Annotated in this window: 15 protein-coding genes; 1 reads left to right on the top strand and 14 read right to left on the bottom strand. The window is 71.5% G+C overall.

The window, feature by feature from the left end; all coding sequences use genetic code 11:
* From IPZ69_RS34875 to pyrR, 6 genes are all read right to left on the bottom strand, one after another.
* A partial coding sequence (locus IPZ69_RS34875) for a carbamoyl phosphate synthase preATP-grasp domain-containing protein (RefSeq protein ID WP_445330183.1) occupies positions 1 to 492 on the bottom strand: 492 nt, incomplete at its 3' end.
* Positions 485 to 1,627 (bottom strand): glutamine-hydrolyzing carbamoyl-phosphate synthase small subunit, encoded by a 1,143-nt coding sequence (gene carA, locus IPZ69_RS34870; RefSeq protein ID WP_235458691.1) that lies wholly within the window; start codon positions 1,625 to 1,627, stop codon positions 485 to 487. The genes IPZ69_RS34875 and carA, both read right to left, overlap by 8 nt.
* The gene (locus tag IPZ69_RS34865; RefSeq protein ID WP_235458690.1) at positions 1,624 to 2,265 is read right to left on the bottom strand and encodes a PH-like domain-containing protein; all 642 of its coding nucleotides are present in this window, start codon (positions 2,263 to 2,265) and stop codon (positions 1,624 to 1,626) included. The genes carA and IPZ69_RS34865 overlap by 4 nt, the downstream gene beginning before the upstream one ends.
* Positions 2,262 to 3,548, bottom strand: coding sequence for a dihydroorotase (locus IPZ69_RS34860; protein WP_235458689.1), 1,287 nt, complete (start codon positions 3,546 to 3,548; stop codon positions 2,262 to 2,264). The genes IPZ69_RS34865 and IPZ69_RS34860 overlap by 4 nt, the downstream gene beginning before the upstream one ends.
* 5 nt (positions 3,549 to 3,553) lie before the next feature.
* Positions 3,554 to 4,531 (bottom strand): aspartate carbamoyltransferase catalytic subunit, encoded by a 978-nt coding sequence (locus IPZ69_RS34855; RefSeq protein WP_235458688.1) that lies wholly within the window; start codon positions 4,529 to 4,531, stop codon positions 3,554 to 3,556.
* 98 nt (positions 4,532 to 4,629) lie between these two features.
* Positions 4,630 to 5,217, bottom strand: coding sequence for a bifunctional pyr operon transcriptional regulator/uracil phosphoribosyltransferase PyrR (gene pyrR, locus IPZ69_RS34850; RefSeq protein ID WP_235458687.1), 588 nt, complete (start codon positions 5,215 to 5,217; stop codon positions 4,630 to 4,632).
* A gap of 254 nt (positions 5,218 to 5,471) precedes the next feature.
* On the opposite strand from pyrR, the gene bldD reads away from it, so the two are divergent.
* Entirely contained in the window at positions 5,472 to 5,975 is a 504-nt protein-coding gene (gene bldD, locus IPZ69_RS34845; protein WP_086170636.1) for a transcriptional regulator BldD, read from the top strand.
* 183 nt (positions 5,976 to 6,158) lie between these two features.
* Here bldD and nusB read toward each other — a convergent pair whose 3' ends face one another.
* The 8 genes from nusB to IPZ69_RS34805 form a co-directional block, all read right to left on the bottom strand.
* The gene (gene nusB / locus IPZ69_RS34840) at positions 6,159 to 6,593 is read right to left on the bottom strand and encodes a transcription antitermination factor NusB (RefSeq protein WP_235458686.1); all 435 of its coding nucleotides are present in this window, start codon (positions 6,591 to 6,593) and stop codon (positions 6,159 to 6,161) included.
* 2 nt (positions 6,594 to 6,595) lie between these two features.
* On the bottom strand, positions 6,596 to 7,162 hold the full coding sequence (gene efp, locus IPZ69_RS34835) for an elongation factor P (RefSeq protein WP_235458685.1): 567 nt from the start codon (positions 7,160 to 7,162) through the stop codon (positions 6,596 to 6,598).
* Between the two features lie 56 nt (positions 7,163 to 7,218).
* The gene (locus tag IPZ69_RS34830; RefSeq protein WP_235458684.1) at positions 7,219 to 8,322 is read right to left on the bottom strand and encodes an aminopeptidase P family protein; all 1,104 of its coding nucleotides are present in this window, start codon (positions 8,320 to 8,322) and stop codon (positions 7,219 to 7,221) included.
* A 96-nt stretch (positions 8,323 to 8,418) separates the two neighbouring features.
* Positions 8,419 to 9,294, bottom strand: a complete 876-nt coding sequence (locus IPZ69_RS34825; RefSeq protein ID WP_235458683.1) for a Pro-rich N-terminal domain-containing protein — start codon at positions 9,292 to 9,294, stop codon at positions 8,419 to 8,421.
* Between the two features lie 173 nt (positions 9,295 to 9,467).
* Complete coding sequence (aroB, locus tag IPZ69_RS34820) at positions 9,468 to 10,559, bottom strand: 3-dehydroquinate synthase (protein WP_235458682.1); 1,092 nt, start codon at positions 10,557 to 10,559, stop codon at positions 9,468 to 9,470.
* On the bottom strand, positions 10,556 to 11,038 hold the full coding sequence (locus IPZ69_RS34815; protein ID WP_235458694.1) for a shikimate kinase: 483 nt from the start codon (positions 11,036 to 11,038) through the stop codon (positions 10,556 to 10,558). The genes aroB and IPZ69_RS34815 overlap by 4 nt, the downstream gene beginning before the upstream one ends.
* Before the next feature lie 32 nt (positions 11,039 to 11,070).
* The gene (gene aroC / locus IPZ69_RS34810; RefSeq protein ID WP_235458681.1) at positions 11,071 to 12,255 is read right to left on the bottom strand and encodes a chorismate synthase; all 1,185 of its coding nucleotides are present in this window, start codon (positions 12,253 to 12,255) and stop codon (positions 11,071 to 11,073) included.
* Positions 12,256 to 12,420: 165 nt separating this feature from the next.
* Positions 12,421 to 13,260: a shikimate dehydrogenase gene (locus IPZ69_RS34805; RefSeq protein ID WP_235458680.1), complete on the bottom strand. Its 840-nt coding sequence runs from the start codon at positions 13,258 to 13,260 to the stop codon at positions 12,421 to 12,423.
* Positions 13,261 to 13,364 lie beyond the last annotated feature (104 nt).

The raw sequence follows: 13,364 nt of genomic DNA, 5'->3' as shown, positions 1-13,364 counted from the left end.
AACGCCGTTCAGCACGTCGTCCATGGAGTGGCAGATCACCGAGCGGGCGGACTCGCCGTGCCCGATCTTGGAGCGGACGGCGTCGACCACGAGCTTGAACTGGTCCCGGTCCTCGCCCTTGTGGATCGCCTCCACGTTGGCGCCGATCAGCTCGACGCCGTACTTGTCGAGGACACCGTTCTCGTGCAGCGAGATCGCGGTGTTGAGGGCCGTCTGGCCGCCCAGGGTGGGCAGCAGCGCGTCGGGCCGCTCCTTGGCGATGATCTTCTCGACGAAGTCGGGGGTGATCGGCTCGACGTAGGTGGCGTCGGCGATCTCCGGGTCGGTCATGATCGTCGCCGGGTTGGAGTTCACGAGGACGACGCGCAGGCCCTCGGACTTCAGCACCCGGCACGCCTGGGTACCGGAGTAGTCGAACTCGGCGGCCTGGCCGATGACGATCGGGCCGGAGCCGATGACCAGGACGGACTGGATATCGGTGCGCTTAGGCACGCTGGCCCTCCATCAGGGATACGAAGCGGTCGAACAGGTAGGCGGCGTCGTGCGGGCCCGCTGCCGCTTCGGGGTGGTACTGGACGCTGAAGGCCGGCTGGTCGAGGAGCTGGAGGCCCTCCACCACGTTGTCATTGAGGCAGACGTGGGAGACCTCGACGCGGCCGAACGGTGTGTCGGACACCTTGTCGAGCGGGGCGTCGACGGCGAAGCCGTGGTTGTGCGCGGTGACCTCGACCTTGCCCGTCGTACGGTCCTGCACCGGCTGGTTGATGCCACGGTGGCCGTACTTCAGCTTGTAGGTCCCGAAGCCGAGGGCGCGGCCGAGGATCTGGTTGCCGAAGCAGATGCCGAACAGCGGCGTGCCCCGCTCCAGGACGGCCCGCATGACGGAGACCGGTCCGTCCGCGGTGGCCGGGTCGCCGGGGCCGTTGGAGAAGAACACCCCGTCGGGGTTGACGGCGTAGACGTCCTCGGCGGTGGCCGTGGCCGGGAGCACGTGCACCTCGATGCCGCGCTCGGCCATGCGCTGCGGGGTCATGCCCTTGATGCCGAGGTCGACGGCGGCGACGGTGTACTTCTTCTCGCCGAGCGCGGGGACGACGTAGGTCTCCTTGGTGGCGACCTCGGCGGAGAGGTCGGCGCCCTCCATCTCGGGGGCCTGGCGGACCTCGGCGAGCATGGTGCCCTCGTCGGGCAGGGCATTGCCGGAGAAGATGCCGACGCGCATGGCGCCGCGCTCGCGCAGGTGCCGCGTCAGGGCGCGGGTGTCGATGCCGCTGATGCCGACGACGCCCTGGTGGCGCAGTTCCTCGTCCAGCGAGCGCCTGGCGCGCCAGTTGGAGGGCACGCGCGCGGGGTCGCGCACGACGTAGCCGGCCACCCAGATCCGCTGGGACTCGGGGTCCTCGTCGTTGACGCCGGTGTTGCCGACGTGCGGGGCGGTCATCACGACGACCTGGCGGTGGTACGACGGGTCGGTGAGGGTCTCCTGGTAGCCGGTCATGCCGGTGGAGAACACGGCCTCGCCGAAGGTCACCCCCACGGCCCCGTAGGCGCGGCCACGGAAGATCCGGCCGTCCTCCAGGACGAGTACGGCGGGAACCTTCTCGGCTCCCCGGGTGGAGGTCGTCATCGTTCGGCGCCTTCCGTGGTGGTTGTCTTGATCATGGAGTTGAGGACGTCGACCCATTCGTTGTGCTCGGCCGCGCGGTCCGAGCGGAAGCCGGAGTCGATCAGCTTGTCGCCGTGTGCCCAGGTCACCACGAGCAGGCCGCCCTCGGTGAGGACCTTGCCCGCGATGCCCTTGTCGAGCCGGGCCTCGCGCAGCGCGGCGGCGGGGACGAAGAAGTCGGCCGCTCCGGGGCGTACGACGTCGAGGCCCGCGTCCGTCAGGGTGAGCTCGGCCCGGCTGCGGGTGCCCAGACCGTGGGCGACGATGCGGTCCAGCCACTGCCCGGCGGTGGTGGAGCCGTGGTAGCGGCCGCTCATGCTCAGTCTCGCCGGACCGGTCTCTTCCGGCATTCCAGGCAGCGGCGGCTTGCCGCCTCCCTTGAGGGTGGTGGTGGGCGACGGGCGGGCGGGCAGCTCCGGGATGTCGCCCTGGAGCGTGCCGCGCCACTTCCAGCCCTCGCGCATCAGCCAGTAGACGAGCACGACGAAGAGGGCGAGTCCGACGAGCCAGCCGATCCGGGCGGCCCAGTCGGTGACCTCGGCCGACTTCTGCTCGGCGGCGAGATCGGCGGCCAGTTGGGTCAGGTGCGGAGGTGTCACGTGAGCTTCCCGTCGACGAGCGTGGCCTTGCCCCGCAGCCACGTGTGGGTGACACGGCCCGGCAGCTCGCGCCCCTGGTAGGGGGTGTTGCGGCTGCGCGAGGCGAAGCCCGCGGGGTCCACCTGGCCACGGTATTCCGTGTCGACGAGGGTGAGGTTGGCGGGCTCACCTGCCGAGACGGGACGGCCGTGCCCGGTGGCCTGTCCGATGTGCGCGGGCCTGAAGGACATGCGGTCGGCGACGCCGGCCCAGTCCAGCAGGCCCGTGTCGACCATCGTCTCCTGGACCACTGACAGCGCGGTCTCCAGGCCGACCATGCCCATGGCGGCCGCGGCCCACTCGCAGTCCTTGTCCTCGTGCGGGTGCGGGGCGTGGTCGGTGGCGACGATGTCGATCGTGCCGTCGGCGAGCGCCTCGCGCAGGGCCAGCACGTCGCGCTCGGTGCGCAGCGGCGGGTTGACCTTGTACACGGGGTTGTACGTGCGCACCATCTCGTCCGTGAGGAGCAGGTGGTGCGGGGTCACCTCGGCGGTGACGTCGATGCCGCGGGACTTGGCCCAGCGGACGATCTCGACGGAGCCGGCGGTCGACAGGTGGCAGATGTGGACGCGGGAGTCCACGTGCTCGGCGAGCAGGACGTCCCGGGCGATGATCGACTCCTCGGCCACCGCCGGCCAGCCGCCCAGACCGAGCTCGGCGGAGACGATGCCCTCGTTCATCTGGGCGCCCTCGGTCAGCCGCGGCTCCTGCGCGTGCTGGGCGACGACGCCGCCGAAGGCCTTCACGTACTCCAGGGCGCGGCGCATGATCACGGCGTCGTCGACGCACTTGCCGTCGTCGGAGAAGACGGTGACGCCCGCGGCGGACTCGTGCATGGCGCCCAGCTCGGCGAGCTTCTTGCCCTCCAGGCCGACGGTGACGGCGCCGATGGGCTGCACGTCGCAGTAGCCGTGCTCCTGGCCGAGCCGGTAGACCTGTTCGACGACGCCGGCGGTGTCGGCGACCGGGAAGGTGTTGGCCATGGCGAAGACGGCGGTGTAGCCGCCGGAGGCGGCCGCGCGGGTGCCGGTCAGGACGGTCTCGGAGTCCTCGCGGCCGGGCTCGCGCAGGTGGGTGTGCAGGTCGACCAGGCCCGGCAGCAGCACTTTGCCGTCGGCCTCGACGACCTGGGCGCCCTCGGCGGACAGCCCGGTGCCCACCTCGGCGATGGTCTCGCCGTCGATCAGCACGTCCTGCGGCTCGCCGCCGAGCACCTTCGCACCACGGATCAGGATCTTGCTCATGGGTGTTACTTCTCCTCGGTACGGGTGTGGGTGACGGCGGGCTCGTTGCCACCGAGCAGGAGGTAGAGAACGGCCATCCGGATGGAGACTCCGTTCGCGACCTGCTCGATGGCGGTGCAGCGGTCCGAGTCGGCGACCTCGGCGGTGATCTCCATGCCGCGGACCATCGGGCCGGGGTGCATCACGATGGAGCCCTCGGGCATCCGGGCCATGCGGTCGCCGTCGAGGCCGTAGCGCCGCGAGTACTCGCGCTCGGTCGGGAAGAAGGCGGCGTTCATGCGCTCGCGCTGGACGCGCAGCATCATCACCGCGTCGGACTTGGGCAGCGTGGCGTCGAGGTCGTAGGACACCTCGCAGGGCCAGGTCTCGATGCCGACCGGCAGCAGGGTGGGCGGGGCGACCAGGGTGACCTCGGCGCCGAGGGTGTGCAGCAGGTCGACGTTGGAGCGGGCGACGCGGCTGTGCAGGATGTCCCCGACGATCGTGATGTGCTTGCCGGCGAGGTCCCGGCCGAGGCCGGCGTCGCGGCCGACGAGCCGGCGGCGCATGGTGAACGCGTCGAGCAGGGCCTGGGTCGGGTGCTGGTGGGTGCCGTCGCCGGCATTGATGACGGCGGCGTCGATCCAGCCGGAGTTGGCCAGGCGGTAGGGGGCACCGGAGGCGCCGTGCCGGATGACCACGGCGTCGACGCCCATGGCCTCCAGGGTCTGGGCGGTGTCCTTCAGGGACTCGCCCTTGGACACCGACGACCCCTTGGCGGTGAAGTTGATGACGTCCGCGGACAGGCGCTTCTCGGCGGCCTCGAACGAGATCCGGGTGCGCGTGGAGTCCTCGAAGAAGAGGTTGACGATCGTGCGGCCGCGCAGGGTCGGCAGCTTCTTGATCGGCCGGTCGGCGACCCGGGCCATCTCCTCGGCGGTGTCGAGGATCAGGACGGCGTCGTCGCGGGTGAGATCGGCGGCCGAGATGAGATGACGCTGCATCTGTCAGGCTCCGTAAGGCAGTTCAGTATCGGGAGATTCCGGGCAGGCGGGGGCGCGATGAGCGGGGGTACGGCCCTTGGGGGCCGTACGCCGGTGTGCTACTTGCGCCGCTCGCCCGGGGCGGCCGGCTTGACGCCGAGCAGCACGGTGTCGCGACCGTCCTCCTCGGCGAGCTGGACCTTGACCGTCTCCCGCAGCGACGTGGGGAGGTTCTTGCCGACGTAGTCGGCACGGATGGGCAGTTCGCGGTGGCCGCGGTCGACGAGGACCGCGAGCTGGACCGCGCGCGGGCGCCCGATGTCGTTCAGCGCGTCGAGGGCGGCGCGGATGGTGCGGCCGGAGAAGAGCACGTCGTCGACGAGGACGACCAGGCGGCCGTCGATGCCGTCACCGGGGATCTCGGTGCGGGCCAGCGCACGCGGCGGGTGCATGCGCAGGTCGTCGCGGTACATGGTGATGTCGAGGGAGCCGACCGGCATCTTGCGGTCGGTGATCTCCTCCAGCTTCACGGCGAGCCGCTGGGCGAGGAAGACGCCCCGGGTCGGAATGCCGAGCAGCACCACGTCGTCGGCGCCCTTGGCGCGCTCGACGATCTCGTGGGCGATGCGGGTCAACACCCGCGCGATGTCGGGCCCTTCGAGAACGGGCCGGGCATCGGACGCTTGTGCGTTCGCTTGCGTGTCCATAAGAAACGGACCTCCTTCTCCGCCTCACGGGACGGACCTTAAAGGACGTCGGAATTGCGCCATCCACGCTACCAGGTCGCCACGACGCCGCTGATCACCCCCTTGGCGTAATCGGCCGCCGCCACCACGGAAGAGTCGGTGCGGACCATTCGGCTTGACGCAGCAGAGTAACGCTGCGTAACCTCACAGTGAGTTACCAGCCGCGCGGCGCGGAAACGCAGCCCGCCGCGTCGACACAGTGTCCGGGGAGCCATATGTCCAGCGAATACGCCAAACAGCTCGGGGCAAAGCTCCGGGCCATCCGCACCCAGCAGGGCCTTTCCCTCCACGGTGTCGAGGAGAAGTCCCAGGGACGCTGGAAGGCGGTCGTGGTCGGTTCGTACGAGCGCGGCGACCGCGCCGTGACCGTACAGCGTCTTGCGGAATTGGCCGATTTTTATGGTGTCCCCGTGCAGGAGTTGCTGCCGGGCACCACGCCCGGCGGTGCCGCCGAGCCCCCGCCGAAGCTGGTCCTGGACCTGGAGCGGCTGGCCACCGTGCCGGCCGAGAAGGCGGGCCCGCTCCAGCGCTATGCCGCGACGATCCAGTCCCAGCGCGGTGACTACAACGGCAAGGTGCTGTCGATCCGCCAGGACGACCTGCGCACACTCGCCGTCATCTACGACCAGTCGCCCTCGGTCCTGACCGAGCAGCTGATCAGCTGGGGTGTCCTGGACGCGGACGCGCGCCGCGCCGTGGCCACCCACGAGGAGAGCTGACCCGCTCAGCGCTTCAGCAGAAACGTGCCGCCGGGGTGGCCGGAACTTGACGGTTCCGGCCGCCCCGGCGGCGTTCTGAGCGCCTCACAGGGCTCGGAGGTACAACTACGCCGGAGGGCCCGCAGCAGTCGCGCTGCGGGCCCTCCGGCGTAGTTGCGTCGCGTGGTGCGCCGCTGTTCCCCGTTACGTCTCTTCGCGGCGCAGCGACGGCTTGAGCTCCTTCAGCCGGCCGAGCAGGCCGTTGATGAACGAGGGCGACTCGTCCGTGGAGAACTCCTTCGCCAGCTGCACCATCTCGTCCAGGACCACGGCGTCCGGGGTCTCGTCGACCCAGATCAGCTCGTGGGCGCCCAGGCGCAGGATGTTGCGGTCGACCACCGGCATCCGGTCGAGCGTCCAGCCGACCGAGTACTGGGCGATCAGCTCGTCGATGCGCCGCGCGTGCTGCGCGTAGCCCTCGACCAGCTGCATCGTGTACTCGCTGACCGGCGGCTGCCGGTCGTCGCTCCGCGAGAGCCGGATCCAGTCCGCGAGGACCGTCAGGACGTCGGCCCCGCGCTGGTCGCCCTCGAAGAGGATCTGGAAGGCACGCTTGCGGGCCGTGTTGCGGGCAGCCACGGTTAGCTGTTCACCCGGCCGAGGTAGTCGCTGCTGCGGGTGTCGACCTTGATCTTCTCACCGGTGGTGATGAAGAGCGGGACCTGGATCTGGTGGCCGGTCTCCAGGGTGGCGGGCTTGGTGCCACCGGTGGAGCGGTCGCCCTGGACGCCAGGCTCGGTCTCGGCGATGACCAGCTCGACAGCGGCCGGGAGCTCGACGAAGAGCACCTCGCCCTCGTGCTGCGCGACGACGGCCGTGAAACCCTCGATCAGGAAGTTCGCGGCGTCACCGACGGCCTTCGGGTCGATGTGCAGCTGGTCGTACGTCTCCATGTCCATGAAGACGAAGTACTCGCCGTCCTTGTACGAGAACTGCATGTCGCGCTTGTCGACGGTGGCCGTCTCGACCTTGACGCCGGCGTTGAAGGTCTTGTCGACCACCTTGCCGGACAGCACGTTCTTGAGCTTGGTGCGCACGAAGGCCGGGCCCTTGCCGGGCTTGACGTGCTGGAACTCGACGACGGACCAGAGCTGGCCGCCTTCGAGCTTGAGCACCATGCCGTTCTTGAGGTCGTTCGTGGAAGCCACGGTTGCGGAATCTCCTGGACTGACGTACGACCCCGGGGCATGCGCACAGCGCGAGGCTAGAGCGCGAGCAGCTCCTTGGTCGTGATGGTGAGTAGCTCGGGTCCGCCGTCCGCCTCGGGGCGTACGACGAGCGTGTCATCGATCCGGACGCCGCCCCGGCCCGGGAGGTGGACCCCGGGTTCGACGGTGACCGGCACGCAAGCGTCCAGTTTACCCATTGCCGAGGGGGACAATTGCGGGTCCTCGTCGATTTCGAGTCCGACACCATGTCCCGTGAGCGGCGGGAGGCCCTCGCCGTACCCCGCGCAGTCCAGAACCTGACGCGCCGCGCGGTCCACCTCGCGGTAGGCGGCGCCCGGCGCGAGGGCCTCGCGACCGGCGCGCTGGGCGGCGAAGACCAGGTCGTACAGCTCGATCTGCCAGTCGGCGGGGGACGTACCGATGACGAAGGTACGGCCGATCTCACAGCGGTAGCCGCGGTAGGTGGCCCCCAGGCAGACGGAGAGGAAGTCGCCCTCCTCGACGCGGCGGTCGGTGGGGCGGTGGCAGCGGCGGCCGGCGTTCGGGCCGGTGGCCACGGAGGTGGGGAAGCCGGGGCCGTCGGCGCCGTGATCGACCAGGCGCCGTTCCAGCTCCAGGGCGAGATGCCGTTCCGTCCGGCCGACCAGGATGGATTCCAGCAGTTCGCCGAGGGCCTGGTCGGCGATCTCCGCCCCGATCCTGAGGCAGGAGATCTCCTCCTCGTCCTTGACCACCCTCAGCTGCTCGACGGCTCCGCCGAGGTCGGCCAGCTGAAGGCTCGGGGCGACGGACGTCAGCGCCCGGTGCCGCGCGACGGTGAGGTGGTGCTCCTCCACGGCGAGGCCGTCGGCGCCCTGGCTCCCGGCGAGATCGCCGGCGGCGACGGCGGGGTCGCCCCCGCCGGACAGGATGTGCAGCCGGAGGTTCTCGTCCGGGCGCCCCTCGGAGGGGCGGTCTTCGGGCGGGGCGGCGCACACCAGCAGGTCCTCGCTCTTGCCCAGCAGGAGGACGGCTCCCTGCGGGGCCGCGCCCGCGAGGTAGCGCACATTGGCGGGGCGGGAGACCAGCGCGGATGGGCTGCCGCCCGCGTTGCAGCGTTCCCTCAGGCGGGCTCGGCGGGCCGCGTACACCTCGGACATGACACGAGCGTAGGAGCGGTGGGCGGATTGTGCCGGTTGGGAGGTGCGGTCGGGGGACGGGGTGGTCCCGACCGTTGTGCGCCGGGTGCCCGTGACCTACCAGTTCGGGGGGCTCGCTATGGCCCTGGCCAGGACTTCGTCCAGGACGCGGGCCGTGCTGGGGACGTCCAGCTGGGAGTTGTCGATGATCGGGAGGCCCGAGCCGTACCAGCCGGCCATGCGGCCGTGGATACGGGCGACCTCCTCGTCGGTGAGGCGGCGGTTGCCCCTGCGTTCCGCGTTGCGCTCCAGGACGATGTCCAGGCCGGGGAGCAGAACGACGGGCAGGAGGCCGGGGCCCACGTGGCGCTTCCAGCCGCCGAGGCCGACCACCGGGCGGTCCGGGAAGACGGCGTCGTCGAGGATGCACGAGATGCCGTTGGCGAGGAAGTTCCGCGCGGCGAAGCCGCAGGTACGGCGGGCGAGACGATACTGCGCCTCGGAGTGGTCGTTCCACCCGGACTGGGGGTCGGCGAAGCCGGAGCGGACCCATTCGCGCACGTCGTCGAGGCTGATGTGGGCGGTGGGGACCCGGCGGTGGTCGGCCCAGTACTTGGCGACGCTGGTCTTTCCCGCGCCGGCCGGGCCGATCAGCAGCACGGCCAGGGTCGTGCTCGTCGGATCGGGAACCGTGGCCGGGGCGGGCGGGGGGCTGGGCATGCCCACCGGGCCGCCGGGCGGCAGCGGGACATGGCCGGTGGTCTCGGGCGTGGGCGGGACGTGGGCGTGCTGCGACGCGGGCGGGATCGGTCCCGAGGGGACCGCGGCCCCGCTGTAGCCGGGAGCCGGTGGCGGCGGGGGCACGGGTGCGGGACCCTGCGGGGCTCCCGGGTGGTGCGGACCCGGGTGGTGTGCGGTCGGCGCCCAGCCGGCCGCCGCTCCCTGCCCCGGCTGGTGGGGCGGCGGCAGCGGAGACCCCACTGCGTGCTGCATCCGGTGCCACTCCGTCTCGTGCTACAGGCAATTGGTGCTGGCAGCGGGGTGCGTACGCACCCCGCTCGCTACCGAACGGTACCGTCCCCGGCCGTCGTTTGGTGAAACGGCCAAGGGCGGCCCGAAGTGCCCGCGCCACGCGACGAAACCGGGCGGAAGGACCGCGCGCGGACCTACTGGCCGACCTCGCCGTACGCGGCGAGGAGCACGGCCGGGTCCGGTCCCTCCAGGACGGTGGGCTTGGCGAGCCCGTCCAGGACGATGAAGCGCAGCAGGTCGCCGCGGGACTTCTTGTCGACCTTCATCGTCTCCAGCAGCTTGGGCCACTGGTCGTAGCGGTAGTGCAGCGGCAGCCCGACCGACTCCAGGATGGTGCGGTGGCGGTCGGCCGTCGCGTCGTCCAGCCGGCCCGCCAGGCGGCCGAGTTCGGCGGCGAAGTGCATGCCGACCGAGACCGCCGCGCCGTGCCGCCACTTGTAGCGCTCGTTCTTCTCGATCGCGTGGCCCAGCGTGTGGCCGTAGTTGAGGATCTCCCGCAGACCGGATTCCTTCAGGTCCGAGGAGACGACCTCCGCCTTGACCCGGATCGAGCGCTCGATGAGCTCGGCCGTGTGCGGGCCCGCGGGCGTCCGGGCCGCCTCCGGGTCGGACTCGATGAGCTCCAGGATCGCCGGGTCGGCGATGAAACCGGCCTTGATGATCTCCGCCAGGCCCGAGACGTAGTCGTTGACGGGCAGCGACTCCAGCGCGGCCAGGTCGCACAGCACGCCCGCCGGGGGGTGAAAGGCGCCCACGAGGTTCTTGCCCTCGGCCGTGTTGATGCCGGTCTTGCCGCCGACCGCCGCGTCCACCATGGCCAGCACGGTGGTCGGGATCGCGATCCAGCGGACCCCGCGCAGCCAGGTCGCCGCCACGAACCCGGCCAGGTCGGTGGTCGCGCCGCCGCCGACGCCGACGATGACGTCGCTGCGGGTGAAGCCGGACTGGCCGAGCGCCTTCCAGCAGTAGGCGGCGACCTCGACGGTCTTGGCCTCCTCCGCGTTGGGCACCTGGATGGCGACGGCCTCGTAGCCCTGCCCGGCCAGGTCGTCGCGGAGCGCGTCACCGGTCTCGGCGAGGGCCTCCGGGTGGATCACCGCCACCCGCCTGACCCGGTCACCGATCAATCCGCCCAGTTCGCCCAGGAGTTGACGGCCGATCAGGACCTCGTACGGCTCACTGCCCGCCGTACCGCCGACCTGGATCCGCGTCACTGCCTCGCTCATGCTTCCTTCAACTCCAGTGCGTCCAGCGCTGCTCGGGTGACCTCTTCGGGGGTACGGCCGTCGGTGGGTACGACGGCCGTGGCGACCTCCTCGTACAGGTGCCGCCGCGCCTCCATCAGCTCGCGCCACTGCTTGCGCGGGTTGACGGCGAGCAGCGGCCGGGCCGCGTTCAGGCCGGTGCGCCTGACGGCCTCCTCGACGTCCATGGAGAGGTACACCACGCGCTGCCCGGCGAGCAGCGCGCGGGTGTCTGCGTCGAGGATCGCGCCGCCGCCGAGCGCGAGGACGCCCTCGTGCTCGGCGAGCGCTTGGCGCACGGCCTGCTTCTCCAGCGCGCGGAAAGCGGGTTCGCCGTCCTCCACGAAGATGTCGGCGATGGCGCGGCCCTCGGCGGCCACGATGTCCTCGTCGGTGTCGCGGTAGCCGACGCCGAGCCGTTCGGCGAGCAGCTCGCCGATCGTGGACTTGCCGACGCCCATCGGGCCGATCAGGACGACCACAGGCACGGCGCTCACCGGATCGCGAGGTTGTCGAGGTAGGAGCGCACGTTGCGGCGGGTCTCGGGGACGCTGTCGCCGCCGAACTTCTCCGCGACCGCGTCCGCGAGGACAAGGGCGACCATCGCCTCGGCGACGATGCCGGCGGCCGGCACGGCGGAGACGTCGGAGCGCTGGTGGTGGGCCTGGGTGGCCTCGCCGGTGGACACGTCCACGGTCTTCAGGGCGCGCGGCACGGTCGCGATCGGCTTCATCGCGGCCCGCACCCGCAGCAGCTCACCCGTGGACAGGCCGCCCTCGGTGCCGCCGGAGCGGCCGGAGACGCGCCGGATGCCCTCGGGGGTGTTCACGATCTCGTCGTGCGCCTTGGAGCCGGGCACCCGGGCCAGCTCGAAGCCGTCGCCGATCTCGACGCCCTTGATCGCCTGGATGCCCATCAGGGCACCGGCCAGCCGGGCGTCCAGCTTGCGGTCCCAGTGCACGTGCGAACCGAGGCCGACCGGAACGCCGTAGGCCAGGACCTCGACCACACCGCCGAGCGTGTCGCCGTCCTTGTGGGCCTGGTCGACCTCCGCGACCATCGCCTTCGAGACGTCCGCGTCGAGGCAGCGCAGCGGGTCGGCGTCCAGCTTCTCGACGTCGGCCGGGGTGGGGTACACGCCCTGCGGGGCCTTCACGGAGCACAGCTCGACGACGTGCGAGACGATCTCGATGCCGGCCGTCTCCTTGAGGTACGACCGGGCGACGGCGCCGAGCGCCACACGGGCGGCGGTCTCGCGCGCGGAGGCGCGCTCCAGGATCGGCCGGGCCTCGTCGAAGCCGTACTTCTGCATGCCGGCGAGGTCGGCGTGGCCGGGACGCGGGCGGGTCAGGGGGGCGTTGCGGGCCAGCCCGTCGAGGATCTCGCGGTCCACCGGGTCGGCCGCCATGACCTGCTCCCACTTGGGCCACTCGGTGTTGCCGACCATGATCGCGACCGGGGAGCCGAGGGTGAGGCCGTGGCGGACGCCGCCGAGGAAGGTGACCTCGTCGCGCTCGAACTTCATCCGCGCACCGCGTCCATAGCCGAGCCGCCGCCGCGCGAGGTGGTCGGCGACCATCTCCGTGGTGATCGGCACGCCGGCGGGAAGGCCCTCCAGCGTCGCGACAAGTGCGGGACCGTGGGACTCCCCCGCGGTCAGCCAACGCAGCCTGCTCAACGATGCTCCTCAGTGCTCGCGCCCTGGTACTGCCCTGCGTACGCGCGTCCTCGCGTACGGCGACGGCCCGACCGGGTGCGCGGCCCCGGTCCGGCACCTCCGATCCTCCCACGTCCGGGGGCCGGACCCGGCCGAAGGTCCAGCAGGCGGACGCGGCGGCGGACGTCAGCGCCCGGCGAGGGCCTTCTCCCCGGCCCTGCGCATGACGTCGAGCGGGGCGGGCGTGTGTCCGGTCATCCGCTCGACCTGAAGGACGGCCTGGTGGACGAGCAGGTCGAGGCCGCTGACGACGGCGCCGCCGAACATGGACCAGCGGGCCGCCAGCTCGGTGGGCCAGGGGTCGTAGAGCACGTCGAAGAGGGTGGCGGGGCGTTCCGGTACGGCGGCGGCGAGGGCGTCGGTGGTGCCCGCGGGCGTGGTGGCGATCACCAGGGGGGCGCGCAGCGCCTGGGCCGCGTCCGCCCAGTCCGCCGTATGGACCTCGACGTCGAGCCGCTCGCCCCACCGCCGCATCTCGGCGGCGCGGGCCTCGCTGCGCACATAGGCGACGACCTCGCCGGTGCAGATCCGGGCGAGGGCGGCCAGCGCCGAGGAGGCGGTGGCGCCGGCGCCGAGGATCGCCGCGGAGTCGACCTGGTCGATGCCGTGCTCACGCAGGGCGGCCACGATGCCCGGGATGTCGGTGTTGTCGCCGACGCGGCGTCCGTCCTCGGTGAAGACCACCGTGTTGACGGCGTCGACCGAGGCGGCCGTCTCGCTGACCTCGTCCACCAGCGGGATGACCGCCCGCTTCAGCGGCATGGTCAGCGACAGTCCCGCCCACTCCGGACCGAGCTCCTCGAAGAAGCCGGGCAGGGCGCCCTCGTCGATCTCGAAGCGGTCGTACGACCAGGCGCTGAGCCCGAGTGCGTCGTAGGCCGCCCGGTGCAGCACCGGGGAGAGGGAGTGGGCGATGGGCGAACCGAGTACGGCGGCCCGGCGGCCGTCGACTACCCGTGATGTCATGGGAACCCGTCCTTGAGCCTCGCGGATCTCCCGTCGGCCACCCGCCCGGCGGGGATCGGGACATCGCCGCTCATCGACCGAAGACCCGCTGGCCGACGGTCTGT

Origin of the sequence: Streptomyces olivochromogenes (assembly GCF_021538895.1) — a bacterium.
Lineage (GTDB): Bacteria > Actinomycetota > Actinomycetes > Streptomycetales > Streptomycetaceae > Streptomyces > Streptomyces olivochromogenes_A.
The sequence above is the reverse complement of the archived record's forward strand: the minus strand, read 5'-3'. Positions and strand labels throughout refer to the sequence as shown.